Origin of the sequence: Falsiroseomonas selenitidurans, from assembly GCF_012103215.1 — a bacterium.
GTDB lineage: Bacteria > Pseudomonadota > Alphaproteobacteria > Acetobacterales > Acetobacteraceae > Falsiroseomonas > Falsiroseomonas selenitidurans.
Window position 1 is genome coordinate 60,048 of record NZ_JAAVNE010000016.1, and the last position, 17,894, is coordinate 77,941.

Sequence of the window (17,894 nt, forward strand, 5' to 3'; positions counted from 1 at the left end):
GTGGATCATGCGCCCAGCTGTCGGGTATGCGTCGCGGCGGGTTCGCCCACCGCGCGCAGGAAGCCGCAGCTTTCGTAGAAGGCGAAGGCCGAAACCGGCGCGCGCACCCGCAGCCGCGGATAGCCGCAGCTTTCCGCCTGCGCCGCCACCGCCGCCACCAGCGCACGGCCGGCACCGGCGCGGCGGGCGGCGCGCAGCACATACAGCCGGCGCAGCCGCGCCACACGCTCCTCCGGCAGATAGGGGTCGCGCGTCAGGCCGCAGAGCCCCACCAGCGCGGAGCCGGCATGGGCGGCAAACAGCGCATCGCCCCAACCATCGAAGCGCAGCGTGCCGGCGTGCCAATCCTCCTCCAGCACCGCCAGCATCCGCTGGCCATCCCCCAGCGCATCGGCCGCCAGCTCCGCGAATCCGGCGGGCAGGCTGACGATGCGCTCGATGCGGATCGCCGGCTGGCCGGCGCCGTCGGGGCGGAATTTGTGGAGCACGGGCGGCCGGGCCTTGTGCGGTGAGGCCCGCATCTAGGACCAGCCCGCCGGCCGCGCCAGGGGCCGCCAGGCTCACACCGTGCGGCGGTTGTCGCCAGGCCGCAGCCGCAGGCCGGGTCGCAGGCTGGTGAAGGGCAGCGTTGCCGGGTCCGCGACCACCGGCCCAGGCGCGGCCACGACCAGCACCGCCGCCGCAATTGGCTGGAAATCGGCGCGGAAATGCACGCTGGACTTCAGCGCGAGGAGCCGCTGCGCCGAAGGCTCCACCCCCACATGCCGGAACAGGGCCTGGTCATAGGCCTGCATCTTGCGGCTGGTCACGATTACGCGAATGCCCGGCTGCGGGCTGATCAACGCCGTCGGGCCGAGGTCCGCCGGGTTGCCGCCGGCCATCGGGCCGGTGCAGGTGAAGCAGCCATCGGTCAGCTTCAGGACCCGCGCGGTGACGGCGAGCGGCGCGCCATCCGACTTGCCGCCGAGGCTGAGCGCGACCTCCGCCCCCTCCCCGGCCGCATGGCAGGCGGCCGCGCTTTCGGCATCGTTGATCAGCGCCAGCACCGCACCTTCCGCCTTCTGGTCCATCAGCGCCGCCAGCAGGCCGGTGGTGTCGCCATGCCCGCCGCCGCCGGGGTTGTCCTGCGTGTCCGCCAGCACGACGGGGCGGGTGGCGCCGGCGGCCAGGCGCAGCGCCTCCGCCACGCCGGCGGCGGCATCGTGGATCTCCGCGGTGAAGGCGGTCTCCCGCGCCGAAAGGTCCAGGGCCAGCGCCGTCGCCGCATCCTCGGCGGCGGCGGGATCGGCGGCGAAGGCGGCCAGCGCCATGCCGCAATCGGGAAAGTCGGCGTAGGGGAAGCCGAAGCAGAGCGCGAGTTCCGCCACGCCCGTGCGCTCCGCGATCTGGCCGCGTTCCGCCATGGCGTCCCGCATCGGGGAGACCAGCGTGCATTGCGCCGTGATCGGGATCAGGTAGTCGATCTGCCGGAACGCCTTGGCGAAGGGCCGGCCGAGGGCGATGCGGTCGAACAGCAGCTGCATCGCCCGCGCGCCGGCCTCCTTCATGTCCACATGCGGATAGGTGCGAAAGGGCGCCAGCGCGTCGGCATGGCGCACCATGGCCTCCGTCAGGTTGCAATGCGGGTCGAGGCTGGCGGTGATCGGCAAATCGGGGCCGAGGATGGCGCGCGCGCGGCGCAGCAGCTCACCCTCCGCATCCGGAAAGTGCTCCGCCACCATGGCGCCGTGCAGGTCGAGATACAGGCCATCCAGCGGGCCTTCCTCCAGCGCCGCCTGGAGGTCGTGGAAGATCAGCGCCGCCAGGCGCTCGAAGGCCTCCGCGGTGACGGGGCCGGCCGGATTGGCGAAGCCCCAGGACAGCGGCGCCAGGGTGACTCCCCGCGACTCGGCCAGGCGGATGGCGCCGGCGGCGGGCACGGCGGAGGGGCGCAGCGTGTCCAGCAGCGTCGCCGGGCGCTGCACCGCGGGCCAGCCGCCGGGTGCGAGGAAATCCACCCAGCGCGTGGGGATGGGGGCGAAGGAATGGCTTTCATGCAGGAAGCCGCCGATGGCGATGCGCATGCCGGGTCTCCGTGATCGGGCGCGACCCTGCCAGCCCGGCGCCGTGGCGGGAAGACGGGCTGCCGCCCGCGCGCGCGATCCGGCATCCTGGCGCAAAGCCGGAGAGATCGCATGTCGGACGAGGCGCTGCGCCAACCCCTGCCCCCGCCCCACGGCCTGGCGCTGCGCCAGGCGGCCGTGGCGGGGGCCTTGCTGGAATACTGGGATACGGGCGGGCCCGGCCCCGCGGTGGTGCTGCTGCATCCCGGCACCGGCAGCCATGCCGTCTGGGGCTACCAGGTGCCGGCACTGGCAGCTTCGGGCTTCCGCGTCATCGCCTATTCGCGCCGTGGGCACAGGGGCTCCCCGGCCACGGCGGATCCGGGCTGCGCGGCCACGGACCTGGCGGCGCTGCTGGACCATCTCGGCGTGGCGCGCGCGCATCTGCTGGGCTGCGCGGCCGGCGCCATCGTCGCCTTCGACTTCGCGCTGTCCTTCCCGGCCCGCGTCGCGCGGCTGGTGCTGGCCTGCACCCATATGGGGCTGGAGGATGCCGATTATGCCGCGCTCAGCGCCGGGCTGCGGCCGGAGGGCTTCGCCCGCATGCCCGGCAGTTTCCGCGAACTCGGACCGGCCTACCGCTTCGCCAATCCGGCGGGCGCGGCGGCCTGGCTGGCGCTGGAACACGCGGCGCTGATGGGGCCGAGGCTGGAGCAGCGCCGGCTGAACCGGCTGGACCGGGCGGCGCTGGGACGGCTGGCGGCGCCGGTGCTGCTGGTGGGCGGGGACGCCGATCTCTGGGCGCCGCCGCCGGCCTTCCGCCTGTTCCAGCGCGCCATCCCGGGCAGCGCGCTGGTGATCCTGGCCGAATGCGGCCATGCGGCGCAGTGGGAACAGCCGGTGGCGTTCAACGCGGCGGTGTTGGGGTTTCTCGGCCAGGCGTAGCGCCGGCCCCCGCCCGGCCGCTGGCGCGGCCACCCTCCCCCGCAAAGGCGGGAGAGGGTTCGCGGCCGTCGCTAACCGCGGGCCACCCCCGCGGTGGCCAGCACCGCATCCGCCATCACCAGCAGCCCGGCCTCGGCCCAGGCGGGGGTGATGCTTTCCGCCTCGTTGTGGCTGATGCCGCCATGGCAGGGGCAGAACAGCATCACGCTGGGCACGCGCCGGGCGCAGTAGACGGCGTCGTGGCCGATGGCCGTCGGCATCTCCTGGAAGGCGATGCCGCGGGCCACCGCCGCTTCCCGCAGCCTGGTCACCAGGGGCGTGGCGAAGAGCGTCGCCGGGGAGATCCAGAAATCCTCCACGGCAATGGAAAGCCCGCGCCGCGCGCCGATCGACGCCGCCTCCGCCCGCAGCGTGGCAGCCAGCGCGGCCAGCTTGTGCTCGTCGTCGTGCCGCGTATCCAGGCTGAACCAGACCCGGCCCGGCACCACGTTGCGGCTGTCCGGGTGCAGGGTGGCGCGGCCCACCGTGGCCCGCGCGCCGGCGGCCAGCGCCGCGGCCTCGATCGCCAGCATCATCTCCGCCGCGCCCATCATGGCGTCGCGCCGCCCGGCCATGCTGCTGCCGCCATGCGCCTCCTCGCCGGTCACCACCACCTCGAACCAGTGCTGCGCCAGGGCGTGGGTGACGATGCCGAGGTCGAGGCCCAGCCTCTCCAGCACCGGCCCCTGCTCGATATGCAGCTCGAAATAGGCCTCCAGCCCCTGCAGCGCGGCGGGGTCGGCGCTGCCGGCCCAGCCGATTCGCGCCAGCTCCGCGCCGAAGGCCGCGCCGGCGCTGTCGGTCTTGGCCAGCACCTCGGGTTCGGGAAAAATGCCCATGGCGCCGCCGCTGCCCATCATGGGCGGGGAGAAGCGGGCACCTTCCTCATTCGTCCAGTTGATCAGCATGACCGGCGCCTCGGTCTCGATCCCCGCCTCGTCCAGCGCGCGCAGGATCTCGAGCCCGGCCAGAACGCCCAGCACGCCGTCGAATTTTCCTCCCGTCGGCTGCGTGTCGAGATGGCTGCCGATGGCCACGGGCCGGCGCGACGGGTCGCGCCCCGGCCGCGTCAGCGCCATGTTGCCCAGCCGGTCCAGGCTGAGCAGCGCGCCGGCGGCTTCCGCCTGGCGTTGCAGCAGCGCGCGGGCCTCGCCGTCCAGCTCCGTCAGCGTCTGCCGGTTGTTGCCGCCCTTGGCCGTGGCGCCGATGCGGGAAAATTCCATCAGGCTGTCCCAGAGCCGGGCGCCGGAGGGCCGGAAATTGCTGGCCACGCTCATGCCGATTCCACTCCACACCACTCCGCCATGGTCACCGCGATGGTCCGCGTGATGTCGTGCATGCTGTCCATGCCGACGCTTTCGTCGATGCCGTGGATGTCCTGCGCATCCGGCCCGAAGCAGGCCACCGGCGTGTCCTGGTACAGGGTGAAGAAGCGCCCATCCGTCAGGCCGGTCGCCGGATACTTCCGCAGCTCGCTGCCGGTCAGCTCGGCGAAATGGCGCATGGACACCTGCACGATTTCCGCCTGCAGGTCGAAGACGCAGGGGTCCGCCATGAAGCCCTTGAACTCCAGCTTCACCTTGGCGCCCTTCAGCGCGGCATCGCCGCGCGCCTCCTGCACGATGCGCTCGATATCGGCGCGCACGGCCGCGGCGCTGTTGCCCATCATCACGCCGACGCGGAGCCCCAGCGTGGCGCGCGTCGGCACCGAGGAATTCCACTCGCCGCCCGTGAAGGTGCCGAGGTTCACGTTCACCGGGTGGTTCACGCCGCGGAAGCTGGCATGGATCAGCTCGCCGCGGTTCATGTCGCGCTCATAGGCCTCGAAGCGGGTCCAGATGGACATGGCCGCCTCCACCGCATTCACCCCCGCCTGCTTGTCCCGCACATGGGCGGGGCGGCCCGTCACGGTCACCCAGGCCCAGACCACGCCGACCTCCGCGCTGTACATCGCCGGCAGGCCGGGGCCGGGTTCGGGGATGATGACGGCATCCGTCCTCGGCAGCGCCAGCATGCAGGCGAGCGCGCCATTGCCGGTGCATTCCTCCTCGATCACCGACTGCATCTGCACCTCGGCCGCCGGCTGCAGCCCGGCCAGCCTCAGGGCGCGGAAGGCGGTGACATAGGAGAGGATGCCTGCCTTCATGTCGCCGGCGCCGCGGCCATACATCCGGCCGCCACGGATCGCGGGCTCATAGGGCGGCGTGGTCCATTCATCCTCGGCGCCTTCCGGCACCACGTCGACATGACCCTGCAGGGCAAGCGACCGGCCCTTCACGCTGCGCGGCCGGTGCACCGCCACCACGTTGTCGCGGCCCTCATAACCGATCAGCGGCGGCGAGAAGCCCGGATGGCCGGCAAGCTGCGCCGGGTCCGTCGGCACGCGCCGCGGCGCCAGGCCGAGCCCCTCATAGACCCGCGCCATCTCGGCCAGCGCCGATTGCTCGTTGCCCAGGGTGGAGGGGCAGCGCACCAGGCGCATCAGCGCCTGCTCGCCCTCCCCGCGCAGCACATCGCAGGCCTCCAGGATGGCGCGGCGGGCGCCTTGGTCCAGTTGCATCAGATCCTCTCGCTTGGCGGCTGCGGCACGGCGCCCGGCGGCACGGGCCGGGTGCTTGGGGCAGGCGTGGCGCGCTGCATCCCTCGGCAAGGCTAGCCCTGGCCGCGCCGCATGGACAAGGCGGCTTTCGGCCCCCTACCGTCCCCGGCATGAAGACATTCGCCCATCCTGCCCAGGATCTGCACAGCCCGCGCTTCTTCCTGATGCGCGGCCAGGTGCGCCCGAATTTCGAGGTGCCGGGCCGTGCCGCTGCCCTGGCCGAGGGCCTGGCGCGGCTGGGCCTGCACCCCGCCACCCCGCCCGAGGCGCCACGCGCGGCGCTGGAGGCGGTGCACCCCGCCGCCTACCTCGACTTCCTGCGCGACGCCCCGGCGGAATGGGCGAAGCTGCCCGGCGCGGGGCCGGAGATCGTCGCCAATGTGCATCCGAGCCCCGAGATGCTGGCCCAGGGTGCGCCCTGCCCCACGGGCCTGGTCGGCCGCATCGGCTGGTACACCGCCGACACCGCCTGCCCCATCGGCCCCGGCACCTGGGCGGCCTCCGCGGGGGCTGCCGCCTGCGCCCTGGCCGCGGCGGCGGAAGCGGCGGCCGGCCGCCATGCCTATGCGCTGTGCCGCCCGCCCGGCCACCACACCTATGCGGCGCGCGCCGGCGGCCATTGCTACCTGAACAACGCCGCCATCGCGGTGGAGGCGCTGAAGCGCGCCGGGGCCGCGCGCGTGGCCGTGCTCGACATCGACAGCCACCACGGCAACGGCACCCAGGGCATCTTCTGGGAGCGCGCCGATGTCCTGACCGTGTCCGTGCATGGCGATCCCGCCGGCTACTACCCCTGGTATGTCGGCACGGCGGCGGAGCTGGGCGGCGGCGCCGGGCTGGGCTGCAACCTGAACCTGCCGCTGGCGCAGGGCAGCGGCGATGCGCCCTGGCTGGCCGCCATCGGCACCGGCCTGACGGCGATCCGCAATTTCGGCGCCGATGCGCTGGTGGTCTCGCTCGGCTTCGATGCCAGCGAGCACGAGCCGCTGAATTTCCTCTCCGTCACCGCGGACGGATTCGCCAGCGCCGGGCGGATGATCGCGGGCGCGGGGCTGGCCGCCGCGATCATCCAGGAGGGTGGCTACAATGTGGACCTGCTGGGGGCGCTGCTGGAGCGCTTCCTGAACGGCTGGAACGGTTGATTTAGACCCCGAAAAGAATCAACCCTGGGTGCGTGAGTGCCATCGCCCGCATCCAGACCTTCGCCTTCGCCGGAATCGAGGCCGTGCCGGTCGAGGTGCAGGTGCAGATCGCGCCCGGCCTGCCGGCCTTCCTCATCGTCGGCCTGCCGGACAAGGCGGTGGGCGAATCGAAGGAACGGGTGCGCGCGGCGCTGACCGCCATCGGCCTGTCGCTGCCGCCCAAGCGCGTGCTGGTGAACATGGCGCCCGCCGACATCGCCAAGGAGGGCAGCCATTTCGACCTGCCCATCGCGCTCGGCGTGCTGGCGGCGATGGAGGTTCTGCCGCGGGATGAGCTGGCGGATTTCGCGGCGCTGGGGGAGCTGGGCCTGGATGGGGGCCTGGCCGCCGTCGCCGGCGTGCTGCCCGCCGCCATGGCGGCCAGTGCGCGGGAGCTGGGGCTGGTCTGCCCGGGGGCGCAGGGGCCGGAAGCCGCCTGGGCCGGCCGCATCCAGGTGCTGGCGCCGCCCGACCTGCCGGCGCTGATCAACCATTTCCGCGGCCTGCAGACCCTGCCGGCGCCGGACCCGCCGCGGCTGGATGATACCCCCTGGACCGGCCCCTGCCTCAGCCAGGTGCGCGGCCAGGAAAGCGCCAAGCGGGCGCTGGAGGTGGCGGCGGCCGGCGGCCACAACCTGCTGATGGTGGGCCCGCCCGGCGCCGGCAAATCCATGCTCGCCGCCCGCCTGCCCGGCCTGCTGCCGGATTTGACGCCGGCCGAGGCGCTGGAGGTCTCGCTGGTGCATTCGGTGGCGGGCATGCTGGTGGGCGGCCGCCTGCTGAAGCGCCCGCCCTTCCGGGACCCGCACCATTCGGCCTCCGTCCCGGCGCTGGTCGGTGGCGGGCACCGGGCGCGGCCGGGGGAGATCAGCCTGGCGCATCTCGGCGTGCTGTTCCTCGACGAATGGCCGGAATTCCCCCGTCCGGCGCTGGAGGCGCTGCGCCAGCCGATGGAGACCGGCCGCACGACCATCAGCCGCGCCAATGCGCATGTGACCTACCCCGCGCGCTTCCAATGCATCGCCGCGATGAACCCCTGCCGCTGCGGCCATCTGGGCGATGCCAGCCGCGAATGCGCCCGGGCGCCGGGCTGCGGGCAGGACTACCAGATGCGCCTGTCCGGCCCGCTGCTGGACCGCATGGACCTGACCATCGAGGTGCAGCCCCTGCCGCCGGCCGAACTCGCCCGCGCCCCGGTGGGCGAGACCACGGCGGTGATCGCCGGCCGCGTCGCCACGGCGCGGGACCGCCAGCGCGCCCGTGGCGGCGCGCGCTGCAATGCGGAGGCCGAATGGGACGCGCTGCAGGCATTGGCGGAGCCGGAGGCGCTGGCGCTGCTGGAGCTGGCGGCAACCCGGCTGCGGCTGTCCACCCGCGGCCAGGTGCGCGCCCTGCGCGTGGCCCGCACCGTCGCGGACCTGGCCGGCGCCGCCCGCACCGGCCGCGCCCATGTGGCGGAGGCGCTGGCCTTCCGCCACCGGATGCCGGGGCGGGCGGGCTGAACCGCTAGAGCCGTTCCACCGCCAGCGAAGACGGTGAAACGGCTCCAGCTTATTGTTTCGGCGCCTTTTCGGAGTCGCCTTGCGAAGCCGCAAGACGTTGAAAATGCTCTAATTGAAACGCTCCGCGCGATAGGGTGCCGGGTCGAGGAAGGGCGTCTCCCCGGTCATCATCTCCGCCAGCAGCCGGCCGGTGGTGGGGCCCAGCGTCAGTCCCTGATGCGCGTGGCCGAAGGCGCACCAGGCGCCGGGCTGGCCGGGCAGCGGGCCAATGATCGGCAGCATGTCCGGCGTGCAGGGGCGCACGCCCATCCAGGGCGAGGCCTCCACCGCCTCCCCCAGCGGCAGCAGCCGGCGCGCCAGCGGCTCCGCCCGCGCCAATTGCACCGGGGTGGGCGGTGCCGCGTCCCGGGCGAATTCGGCGCCGGTGGTCAGGCGGATGCCGGCCTGCATCGGCGCCAGCAGGAAGCCGCTTTCCGTGTCCAGGATCGGCCGGTGCAGCACGGCATTGCCCCGCAGGCGGAAATGCCGGTGGTAGCCGCGCTTGCCGAACAGCGGCGGCGCATAGCCCAGCCGGCGCGTCACCTGCCCGGCGGCGGCACCCAGCGCCACCACCACCTGCGCCGCCTCCACCCCGCCCTGCTGCGCCTGCACCCGCCAGCCGGCGCCATGGCGCGTCAGCGTGGTGGCATCGCCGCGCGCCAGGCTGCCGCCGGCCTCGGTGAAGCGCGCCGCGTATTCCAGCGTCAGCGCATGCGGATCGCTGACCGAGAGCGGGTCCGTCCAGTGCAGCGCGCCGGCACGCGCCACCTGCAGGTGCGGCTCCGCCGCCGCCAGCGCCGCGCCGTCCAGGGCGCGGTAGCCCACGCCGTGGTCGCGCCGTGCGGCCTCCGCCAGGGCCAGCGCCGCCTCCAGCCGCTGCGGGGTGGAGAAAAGGCGCATCCAGCCGATCGGGCGCAGCAGCGCCGCCGCCGGCGTGCCGCGCGCCAGCGCCAGATGCTCGTCCAGGCAGGTGGCGATCAGCTTGGCATAGGCCTCCGCGATGCGGGCATAGCGCGCCGGCTCGGAATGCCACCAGTAGCGCAGCAGGGGCAGGGCAAGGCCCGGCAGGGCGACGGGGTGGTAGGTGGCGTCCACGGCGCGGTTGCCGGCGATGCGCCACAACTCCGACCAATCGCGCGGAAAGGGGTGCGGGTGCACGGCTTCCCGCTGCAGCAGGCCGCCATTGCCGAAGCTGGCACCCTCGCCCGGACCCTGGCGGTCCAGCAGCACCACGTCCATCCCGCGGCGGCGCAGATGCAGCGCCACGGACACGCCAACCATGCCGGCGCCGAGCACCAGGGCGGAAGCAGCCATCGAGGATCCCGTTGTTGCGGGCGGCCGGGTGCGGCCCTGCCCGAGGGCCGATCACACCGCATCGCCGGCGGGCTGGCAACGCGGCGGCCTCACGGACAAGTTCCCGCGGGCCCGGACTGCGTGCTTGGCCGCGGGATGACGCCGCCGTCATGATCGATCGGCATCAAGCCGAGGAACACGACCCCATGGCCAGGATCGGTCGCCTTTCATGCCTGGCGGGTCTCACCGGCCTGCTGCTGGCCGGCCCGGCGGCGGCGCAGCTCGACCCCCGCGTGGCGATGCCCCTGCAGCAGCTGTTCCAGGCGGCGCAGATGGCCTGCCAGCAGGGCAACCCGCAGGGCTGCGGCAGCATGCAGCAGCTGCAGGGCCTGGCGCGGCAGCTGACCCAGGCGCAGTTCGCCTGCCAGCAGGGCAACATGCAGGCCTGCCAGTACTTCCAGGCCGGCGCGCAGCAGGTGGTGGGCGCCTGGCAGCAGGCCCAGGCCGGCATGGCCGCGGGTGGCGGTGGCGGCCAAGGCTATTCGCCGCGGCAGATGACGCAGGACCACCAGATGCGCCAGCAGCAACAGCAGCAGCAATTCCAGGCGCACCAGAACCAGATGCGCCAGCAGCAGCAGATGCAAGACCAGAACCACCAGCGCTTCATGGAACAGCTGCGCCGCTGACGCTGGACGACCGAGGGGCCGCCGCGACCATCCTGCGCGCGGCGATCCCCTATCCCGCCGGGGTCCGGCCTGCCCGCGGCCCGGACCAGCGCATGCCGGCTCGCCCTGCGCCGGGCGATGGCGGCGGCCGGCCCGCTGGTCCTGGACCGGCCGGGGCTGGGCCCCGCGTTGGAATCGCTGTTCCCGCCCGGGGAGGCGCCGGCCCCGCTACCCCGCGATGCGGGCCAGGGCCGCGTCCAGCCGGGCCATCTCGGCCTGGAAGGCGGCGAGGCGTTCGCGATTCTCCTCCACCACCTCCTCCTTCGCCCGGGCCACGAATTCCGCATTGCCGAGCTTGGCGGTGACCTTGCCGGCCTCGGCTTCCGCCTTGGCGCGTTCCTTCGCCAGGCGGGCGCGTTCGGCGCCCAGGTCGATGACGTCGGCCAGCGGCAGCATCACCGTCGCCTCCCCCACCACCACCTGCGCCACGCCCTTCGGCACCGCACCCTCCAGTGCCCGCACCTCGGTGGCGCGGGCCATGCGGCGGATCACGTCGATCCAGGCCCCGGCGCGGGCGAGCGTGGTGGCGGAGGCACCGGCGAGCAGCAGCGGCACGGTAACGGAAGGCGGCACGTTCATCTCGGCGCGCACGCCGCGCACGTCGGAGATCAGCCGCACCAGCCAGTCCAACTCCTCCCGCGATGCCTCTGCCTCGGCCACCGGGGCGGCCTTCGGCCATTCGGCGCGGATCAGCGTGCAGGGCGCACCGTAGCCGAACTGCGCGTGCAGATCCTCCGTGATGAAGGGCATGGCGGGGTGCAGCAGCTTCAGGATGGTGCCGAAGACATGCTGCGCGGCGCCCTTCACCTCGTCCTTGGCCGGGCCATCCGGCCCGTTGAGAACCGGCTTGGCAAACTCGAGAAACCAGTCGCAGTAGCTGCCCCAGACGAAGCGGTAGGCGGCGCCGGCATATTCGTCGAAGCGATAGGCTTCCAGCGCCGCCGTCGCCTCTGCCACCGCGCGGTTCGCGCCATCCAGGATCCAGCGCGCCAGCGGCGTGGTCGCGGAGGCCGGGTTGAAGGCCGGATCGGCCTTGATCCCGTTCATCTCCAGGAAGCGCGCGGCGTTCCAGATCTTGGTGCCAAACGAACGAAAATCCTCGACGCGCTTGCGGCCCAGCTTCACGTCGCGGCCAGGGCCGGTCAGGGAGGCGATGGTGAAGCGCAGCGCATCGGTGCCGAAGGCCTCGATCAGCTCCAGGGGGTCCATGACGTTCCCCTTGGATTTCGACATCTTCTGGCCCTTCTCGTCCCGCACGAGGCCATGGATGTAGACCTGCCGGAACGGCACCTCCCCCATGAAGTGCAGGCCCATCATCATCATCCGGGCGACCCAGAAGAAGATGATGTCGAAGCCCGTGACCAGCACGTCGCCCGGATAGTATTTTGACAGCTCGGCCGTCTGGTTCGGCCAACCGAGCGTGCTGAAGGGCCACAAGGCGCTGCTGAACCAGGTGTCCAGCACGTCCGGATCCTGCACCAGCTCCACGTCGCGGCCGAACTTGGCCTTCGCGGCGGCGCGGGCCTCCTCCTCCGTCTTCGCGACGAACACCTCGCCATCCGGCGCGTACCAGGCCGGGATCTGGTGGCCCCACCACAATTGGCGGGAGACACACCAGGGCTGGATGTCGCGCATCCAGGCGAAGAAGGTGTTCTCCCACTGCCGCGGGACGAAGACGGTCTGGCCGGTCTCCACTGCCTTGATGGCGGGCTGCGCCAGGGTCTTGGCATCGACATACCATTGCAGCGTCAGCCGCGGCTCGATCGGCACGCCGGAGCGGTCGCCATGCGGCACCTGGTTCACATGCGGCTCCACCGCCGCCAGCAGCCCCATTTCCTCCAACTGCGCGACGATCCGCTTGCGGGCCTCGAAGCGGTCCAGCCCCTCCAGGCCGCGGACGAAGTCGGGCTCCGCCCAGTCGCCGCCGATCTCGGCCAGCGTCACCTTAGCGTCCGCATCGAGGACGGAGGGCATGGCCAGGCCGTGGCGGCGGCCGACCTCGAAATCGTTGAAGTCGTGCGCGGGGGTGATCTTCACCGCGCCGGTGCCCTTCTCCGGGTCCGAATAGGCATCCGCCACCACCGGGATGCGCCGGCCGGTCAGCGGCAGCACGAGGTGCTTCCCGACCAGGTCGGCATACCGCGCATCCTCCGGATGCACCGCGACCGCGGTGTCGCCCAGCATCGTCTCCGGCCGGGTCGTCGCCACCGTGACGAAGCGGTCCGCCTCGCCCTCCACCGGGTAGCGCAGGTGCCAGAGGTGGCCCTTCACCTCCCGGCTCTCGACCTCGAGGTCCGAGATCGCGGTCTGGAACACCGGGTCCCAGTTCACCAGCCGGCGGTCGCGGTAGATCAGCCCCTGGCGGTGCAGGGTGCAGAACACCTCGCGCACCGCCTCGGACAGGCCCTCATCCATGGTGAAGCGTTCGCGCGGCCAGTCCAGGCTGGCGCCCAGGCGGCGCAGCTGGCGGGTGATGGTGCCGCCGGATTCGCGCTTCCATTCCCAGACATGGGCCAGGAACGCCTCCCGCCCCATCTCCCGGCGCTTCAGGCCCTGGGAGGCGAGCAGGCGCTCCACCACCATCTGGGTCGCGATGCCGGCATGGTCGGTGCCCGGCTGCCACAGCGCGTCACGGCCCTGCATCCGCCGGAAGCGGGTCAGGATGTCCTGCACCGTCATGGTCAGGGCGTGGCCGATATGCAGGCTGCCCGTGACATTGGGTGGCGGGATCATGATGGTGAAGGGCCGCCCCGGCCCCTCCGGATGCGCGGCGAAGGCGCCGGAGGCTTCCCAGCCCTGGTAGAGGCGGGGTTCGATGGCGGCGTGGTCGAAGGTCTTGTCGAGCATGGCGGCATCCCTTCCCCGCCGCCCGCCCGGCGTCAAGGGGTGGCGGCGGCGGGACCGCGCGCGATGCGGCGCCGCGCCAGGCGGCTCAGGGCATCGCGCGGCCGATGACGCGCTCGATCTCCACCCGGACCAGACGCTCCACCAGCGGCGGCAGGTGCTCGTCAAGCCAGGTCTTGAGCAGCGGGCGCAGCTCCTCCCGCACCACATCCTCGATGGAGGGGCCGCCGCGATGCACCGGCGCGGTGCGCTCGCTGGCGACGCTGCGCAGCAGGCTGGCGAGGCTGGCCGTGGTGGCGGCGGCAACGGCCGGGGCGATAAGCCCCTCCGCGGCGCTCATCACCGCATCGACGCTCATCGCCTGCGGAGCAGGCGGCTGCGCCGGGGGTGACCCGACCGGGACCGGGGCAGGCTGGGGCGGCGCGGCGGGCGGGGCCGGCGGTTCCGGCTGCGGCGCAGGGGCGGCGGGGGGCGGCTCGGGCTCGGGCACCGCTTCAGCCTCCGGCGCGGGCGGGTCGGCGGGCGCGGCGACCAGCATCGCCTCGGTGAGGTCCAGCGGCTCCGGCTCCGCCGCGCCGGGCGGCTGCTCGTTCGCCTCGTCCTCGTTCAGGATGCGGCGGATCGAGGCGAGGATGTCGTCCATCGCCGGGTCGCTGCCCCCCGGGCCGGGCTTCGGCGGCTGGCCCCCGCTCATCGCTCAGCGGCCCCGGTCGGCGTAGTCGCCGAAGCCGACCCAGCGGTTCCGCACCTCGTTGTAGTAGGCCTCCATGTCATAGATCTGCACCGGCAGGTTCAGGTCCCGCGCGGTGAGCCGCCCGAGCGAGGAGGCCAGGCTGTGCGAGGCGGTGATGACATTGGCCAGGGCGCGCACCAGGCTGACGCGTGCGTTCAGCAGTTCCTGCTCCGCGTTCAGCACGTCGAGCGTGGTGCGGCTGCCGACGATGGCTTCCCGCTGCACGCCGTCCAGCGCGATCTCGGCGGCGCGGATCTGTGCGCGCACGCTTTCCACCTGGGCGCGGGCCGCGGTCAGCGTCTCCCATGCCAGGGTGGCCTGCTGGGTCGCGGCGCGGCGCTGGTCGTTCACCTGCTGGCGGGCCTGCTGCGCCGTCTGGCGGGCCTGGCGCACCTGGGCGTATTCGGCGCCGCCCTGGTACAGCGGCACGGTCAGGTTCGCCGTCACCTGCGTGCCGTTCACGCGCGTATCCAGGCTGGTGGTGGAGTTGTCGTTGCGGAAGGTGGAGCCGGTGACGCTGACCTGCGGCAGCAGGCTGGCGAAGTTCACATCCACCAGGTCGCGCGCCGCTGCCTCGTCGAACAGGGCGGCCACCACATTGGGGTTGTTCTGGCCGGCCAGCGTGCCGGCCTCCGCGGCGGTTGCGACCGGCACGCGCAGCGGCTGCGGCGCCACCAGGCGCTGCGGCGCCTGGCCGACGAGGCGGGTGAAGGTGGCGCGGGATTGCTGCAGCCGGCCTTCCGCATCGGCGCGGGAGGCGCGGGTGCCGGCCAGCCGGCTTTCCGCCTGCGCCACGTCCGTGCGGGTGATCTCGCCCACCCGGAAGCGCTCGTTGGTGGCCTGGAGCTGGCGGGTGAGCACCTGCTCGTTGTTGATGTTGAGGCGCACTTCCTCCTGGTCGCGGATCACGGCGACATAGGCGTTCACCGTGTCCGACAGGATCTGCTGTTCGGTCGCCAGCAGCCGGGCGCGCTGGGCCAGCACCTGGTTCTCCGCCCGGCGGGTGGCGGCGACGGTGCGGCCGCCGCGGTAGATCGGCTGCGTGACGGAAGCCTGGTTGGAGACGACATTCCGCGCCCGCCAGGGGGAGGTGACGCGATCGGCGGCATTGGTCGAGGTGGTGGCCTGGCCGACACTCGAGGCGATCTGCACCGTGGGCCGCCAGCCGGCCAGCGCCTGGGGCACATTCTCATCGACTGCGCGCAGCTGGGCGCGGGCGGCCTGCAGGGTCGGGTTGTTGGAATAGGCGAGTGCCAGCGCCTCCTGCAGCGACTGGGCGGAGGCGGGGCGGTGGCTCGCGACCAGGGCGGCCGGTGCCATCAGCAGCGCGGCGAGCGTGAAGGCGGAACGGGTGGGCATCATCGCAGGGCAACTCCTACGGCCCGCACAGCGCGGCGGGTCGACCAGCGGAACGGGACTCGGACCGACCGGCTGGGCCGGTCGCCGGCGCGGTGGGGGATTCGGGCGCCTGCCTCCCCCCCGGCCATCAGAACACGAAGCCTGGCGCCGCCTGGAAATGCGGCAGCGCCAGCGTGGCGCAATCGAAGGCGTCCGTCACGCTGAAGCTGCCGCCGGCCCGCAGGCCGGACACGGCGCGTGCCGCCTGGCCGCGCGCGGCGCCGGGCAGGATGGTGGCCAGCCGGCCGCCTTCGGCCAGTTGCGCGGCGATCGCCGGCGGCACCGCCGGGATTTCGCCTTCGATCAGGATCGCGTCATAGGGGGCGCCGGCGGCGTGGCCCTGCACCGGGTCGGCCTGCACCAGGGACACCGCGCCGGCCGGCAGCAGCCCGTCCAGCGCCTGGCGGGCGATGCCGAGCAGCGCCGGGTCATCCTCCACCGCCACCACCCGGGCGCCGCAGCGCGCCGCCACCGCGGCGGCGTAGCCGGTGCCGGCGCCCAGCACCAGCATGCGGTCGCCCTCGCGCAGACGCAGCAGCTGCAGCAGGCGGGCGATCACCATCGGCTCGATCAGCGCCCGGCCACCGGGCAGGCGCACATCCTCATCCGCATAGGCCCGGGGCGCCAGGGCGGCGGGCACGAATCGCTCCCGCGGCAGGGCGCCCATGGCGGCCAGCAGCAGCGGGTCCGTCACCTTGTTCGGCCGGAGCTGGCCGTCGACCATGAAGCGGCGCGCCGCTTCCCAATCCGGCGCGGCCGGGCCGCCCGGCGCCCCATGCGTCATGCCGGCCATCGCCGTGCGATCCAGGTCCATCATCGCCGCCTTGTCCATGTCGCGCTTATACGGTCCGCCCGCGCGCCGGCCAAGCAGCACTTCGGCGCCGCAGCACGCCCCCCCGGGCACGAGCCGCTTGACCGCCGGCCCGGCCTGCCGGATAGAGGCCGCAACCGCGGGGCCTGGACTGCCAGGCCCAAGCGGGGCCGCGTGGCAGAGTGGTGATGCAGCGGACTGCAAATCCGTATATGCCGGTTCGATTCCGGCCGCGGCCTTTCCTCCCCTCCTGACTTCATGGGGGGCTTTACCCGGCGCCGGGGGCTCGCTATAGCCCGGCACCTTGGCTGATCCGGCGTGGCGCAGCGGTAGCGCAGCGGACTGTTAATCCGTTGGTCGTTGGTTCGAATCCAACCGCCGGAGCCAATTTCCCCCCCCCCTTCCTCTCCGCCCGTTTTCGCCCGGCCTCCGCCTGCGAGGCCCGCGCGGCGCGATTGTGCGGTGCTTCCAGTGGTGATAATGAGAATCATTCTTATTCTCGCAGCCGATGGGACCTCATGCCGGGCCGCTCCTCCCCGCCCCTGCCTGCCCGCGCCGCCCTGCCCGCCGCCCTGCCCGCCGCCCTGCCCGCCACTGGGCCATCCTTCCGGCACCGGTCCTTCTGGCTCAGGCAGTTGCATCGCTGGCACTGGGTCAGCGCCGCCACCTGCCTGGTCGGCATGCTGCTCTTCGCCGCCACCGGCATCACGCTGAACCACGCCGCCGATATCGGCGCCCGCCCGGTCACCACCAGCCGCGACGCCACCCTGCCGCCCGCCCTGCTGCCCCTGCTGGAATCCCCCGCCGGCGAGGCGCGGCAGCCGCTGCCCGCCCCGGTGCAGGAATGGCTCGCCGCGGCGCTCGGCGTGCGCACCGGCGGGCGGGACGCCGAATGGTCCGCCGGCGACCTCTACCTGGCCCTGCCGCGCCCGGGCGGCGATGGCTGGGTCAGCATCGACCGCGCCACCGGCGCGGTGACCCTGGAGACCACCTTCCGCGGCTGGGTCGCCTACCTCAACGACCTGCACAAGGGCCGCGACACCGGGCTCGCCTGGCGCTGGTTCATCGATGTCTTCGCCGCCGGCTGCCTGGTGTTCTGCGCCACCGGCCTGCTGCTGCTGCACCTGCATGCCGGCGGCCGCCCCGCCACCTGGCCGCTGGCCGGGCTGGGCCTGCTGGTGCCCGCCCTGCTCGCCCTGCTGTTCATCCACTGACGAGGCCCCTGCCCCATGCGATTCCTTCCCCTGGTCGCCACCGGCCTCGCCGCCGCCACGCCCCTGGCGGGCCAGGCGGCGGAGCTTGGCGTGACGATCGAGATCCCGCGCCTGAACGTCGCCGAATACCACCGCCCCTATGTCGCCATCTGGGTGGAACGCCCGGACCAGCAGGCCGTCGCCACGCTGGCGGTCTGGTACGACGTCGCCATGCGCAACAGCGAAGGCGAGAAGTGGCTGAAGGACATGCGCCAGTGGTGGCGCCGCGCCGGCCGCAGCATGACCATGCCGGCGGATGGCGTCAGCGGTGCCACGCGCGCGCCCGGCCGCCACAGCCAGGCCTTCACCACCCAGCTCGATGGGCTGGCGCCCGGCCGCTACGCCCTGGTGGTGGAAGCGGCGCGCGAGGTCGGCGGCCGGGAATTGCTCCGCATCCCCTTCCAATGGCCGCCCGCCGGCCCGCAGGCCGCCGCCGCCCAGGGCGGCACGGAACTCGGCGCCGTCAGCCTGACCCTGAAGCCCTGAGAGA

The 17,894-nt window shown here is 73.1% G+C and carries 15 protein-coding genes and 2 tRNA genes; 8 read left to right on the forward strand and 9 right to left on the reverse strand.

Annotated features, from left to right (window positions below; all coding sequences use genetic code 11):
• Positions 1-5: 5 nt before the first annotated feature.
• Positions 6-488 (reverse strand): GNAT family N-acetyltransferase, encoded by a 483-nt coding sequence (locus tag HEQ75_RS11760; RefSeq protein WP_168030635.1) that lies wholly within the window; start codon positions 486-488, stop codon positions 6-8.
• Between the two features lie 72 nt (positions 489-560).
• Positions 561-2,063: a M81 family metallopeptidase gene (locus HEQ75_RS11765; RefSeq protein WP_168030637.1), complete on the reverse strand. Its 1,503-nt coding sequence runs from the start codon at positions 2,061-2,063 to the stop codon at positions 561-563.
• 111 nt (positions 2,064-2,174) lie between these two features.
• On the opposite strand from HEQ75_RS11765, the gene HEQ75_RS11770 reads away from it, so the two are divergent.
• A complete protein-coding gene (locus tag HEQ75_RS11770; RefSeq protein WP_168030639.1) occupies positions 2,175-2,987 on the forward strand; it encodes an alpha/beta fold hydrolase in 813 nt (270 codons plus the stop codon).
• A gap of 71 nt (positions 2,988-3,058) precedes the next feature.
• On the opposite strand, the gene HEQ75_RS11775 is transcribed toward HEQ75_RS11770, so the two are convergent.
• Together HEQ75_RS11775 and HEQ75_RS11780 are read right to left on the reverse strand one after the other, a co-directional pair.
• Positions 3,059-4,303, reverse strand: coding sequence for an allantoate amidohydrolase (locus tag HEQ75_RS11775; RefSeq protein ID WP_168030641.1), 1,245 nt, complete (start codon positions 4,301-4,303; stop codon positions 3,059-3,061).
• Positions 4,300-5,586, reverse strand: coding sequence for an ArgE/DapE family deacylase (locus HEQ75_RS11780; protein ID WP_235961520.1), 1,287 nt, complete (start codon positions 5,584-5,586; stop codon positions 4,300-4,302). Before HEQ75_RS11780 ends, HEQ75_RS11775 begins: the two co-directional genes overlap by 4 nt.
• A 149-nt stretch (positions 5,587-5,735) precedes the next feature.
• On the opposite strand from HEQ75_RS11780, the gene HEQ75_RS11785 reads away from it, so the two are divergent.
• Positions 5,736-6,767 carry a histone deacetylase family protein gene (locus HEQ75_RS11785; RefSeq protein WP_168030643.1) on the forward strand — a complete coding sequence of 344 codons (1,032 nt, stop codon included), beginning with the start codon at positions 5,736-5,738 and terminating at the stop codon, positions 6,765-6,767.
• Between the two features lie 32 nt (positions 6,768-6,799).
• Positions 6,800-8,308 carry a YifB family Mg chelatase-like AAA ATPase gene (locus HEQ75_RS11790; protein WP_168030645.1) on the forward strand — a complete coding sequence of 503 codons (1,509 nt, stop codon included), beginning with the start codon at positions 6,800-6,802 and terminating at the stop codon, positions 8,306-8,308.
• A gap of 108 nt (positions 8,309-8,416) precedes the next feature.
• Here HEQ75_RS11790 and HEQ75_RS11795 read toward each other — a convergent pair whose 3' ends face one another.
• On the reverse strand, positions 8,417-9,661 hold the full coding sequence (locus tag HEQ75_RS11795) for an NAD(P)/FAD-dependent oxidoreductase (protein WP_168030647.1): 1,245 nt from the start codon (positions 9,659-9,661) through the stop codon (positions 8,417-8,419).
• A 185-nt stretch (positions 9,662-9,846) separates the two neighbouring features.
• Between HEQ75_RS11795 and HEQ75_RS11800 the strand changes: the two genes are divergently transcribed.
• The gene (locus HEQ75_RS11800; RefSeq protein WP_168030649.1) at positions 9,847-10,326 is read left to right on the forward strand and encodes a hypothetical protein; all 480 of its coding nucleotides are present in this window, start codon (positions 9,847-9,849) and stop codon (positions 10,324-10,326) included.
• Between the two features lie 207 nt (positions 10,327-10,533).
• Here the strand turns inward: HEQ75_RS11800 and HEQ75_RS11805 are convergent, their stop codons facing one another.
• The 4 genes from HEQ75_RS11805 to HEQ75_RS11820 all read right to left on the reverse strand — a co-directional run bounded on the left by HEQ75_RS11805 (position 10,534) and on the right by HEQ75_RS11820 (position 16,172).
• Positions 10,534-13,212, reverse strand: a complete 2,679-nt coding sequence (locus HEQ75_RS11805; protein ID WP_168030659.1) for a valine--tRNA ligase — start codon at positions 13,210-13,212, stop codon at positions 10,534-10,536.
• Positions 13,213-13,297: 85 nt separating this feature from the next.
• The gene (locus HEQ75_RS11810) at positions 13,298-13,903 is read right to left on the reverse strand and encodes a DUF2497 domain-containing protein (protein ID WP_235961522.1); all 606 of its coding nucleotides are present in this window, start codon (positions 13,901-13,903) and stop codon (positions 13,298-13,300) included.
• 3 nt (positions 13,904-13,906) lie between these two features.
• The gene (locus tag HEQ75_RS11815; RefSeq protein ID WP_168030661.1) at positions 13,907-15,304 is read right to left on the reverse strand and encodes a TolC family outer membrane protein; all 1,398 of its coding nucleotides are present in this window, start codon (positions 15,302-15,304) and stop codon (positions 13,907-13,909) included.
• Between the two features lie 124 nt (positions 15,305-15,428).
• Entirely contained in the window at positions 15,429-16,172 is a 744-nt protein-coding gene (locus HEQ75_RS11820; protein WP_235961524.1) for a protein-L-isoaspartate O-methyltransferase family protein, read from the reverse strand.
• A 147-nt stretch (positions 16,173-16,319) separates the two neighbouring features.
• On the opposite strand from HEQ75_RS11820, the gene HEQ75_RS11825 reads away from it, so the two are divergent.
• The 4 genes from HEQ75_RS11825 to HEQ75_RS11840 all read left to right on the forward strand — a co-directional run bounded on the left by HEQ75_RS11825 (position 16,320) and on the right by HEQ75_RS11840 (position 17,890).
• Positions 16,320-16,390, forward strand: a tRNA-Cys gene (locus tag HEQ75_RS11825).
• Between the two features lie 73 nt (positions 16,391-16,463).
• A tRNA-Asn gene (locus HEQ75_RS11830) sits at positions 16,464-16,538 on the forward strand.
• 131 nt (positions 16,539-16,669) lie between these two features.
• On the forward strand, positions 16,670-17,365 hold the full coding sequence (locus HEQ75_RS11835; protein WP_168030663.1) for a PepSY-associated TM helix domain-containing protein: 696 nt from the start codon (positions 16,670-16,672) through the stop codon (positions 17,363-17,365).
• Between the two features lie 15 nt (positions 17,366-17,380).
• The gene (locus HEQ75_RS11840; protein ID WP_168030665.1) at positions 17,381-17,890 is read left to right on the forward strand and encodes a DUF2271 domain-containing protein; all 510 of its coding nucleotides are present in this window, start codon (positions 17,381-17,383) and stop codon (positions 17,888-17,890) included.
• Positions 17,891-17,894: the final 4 nt, after the last annotated feature.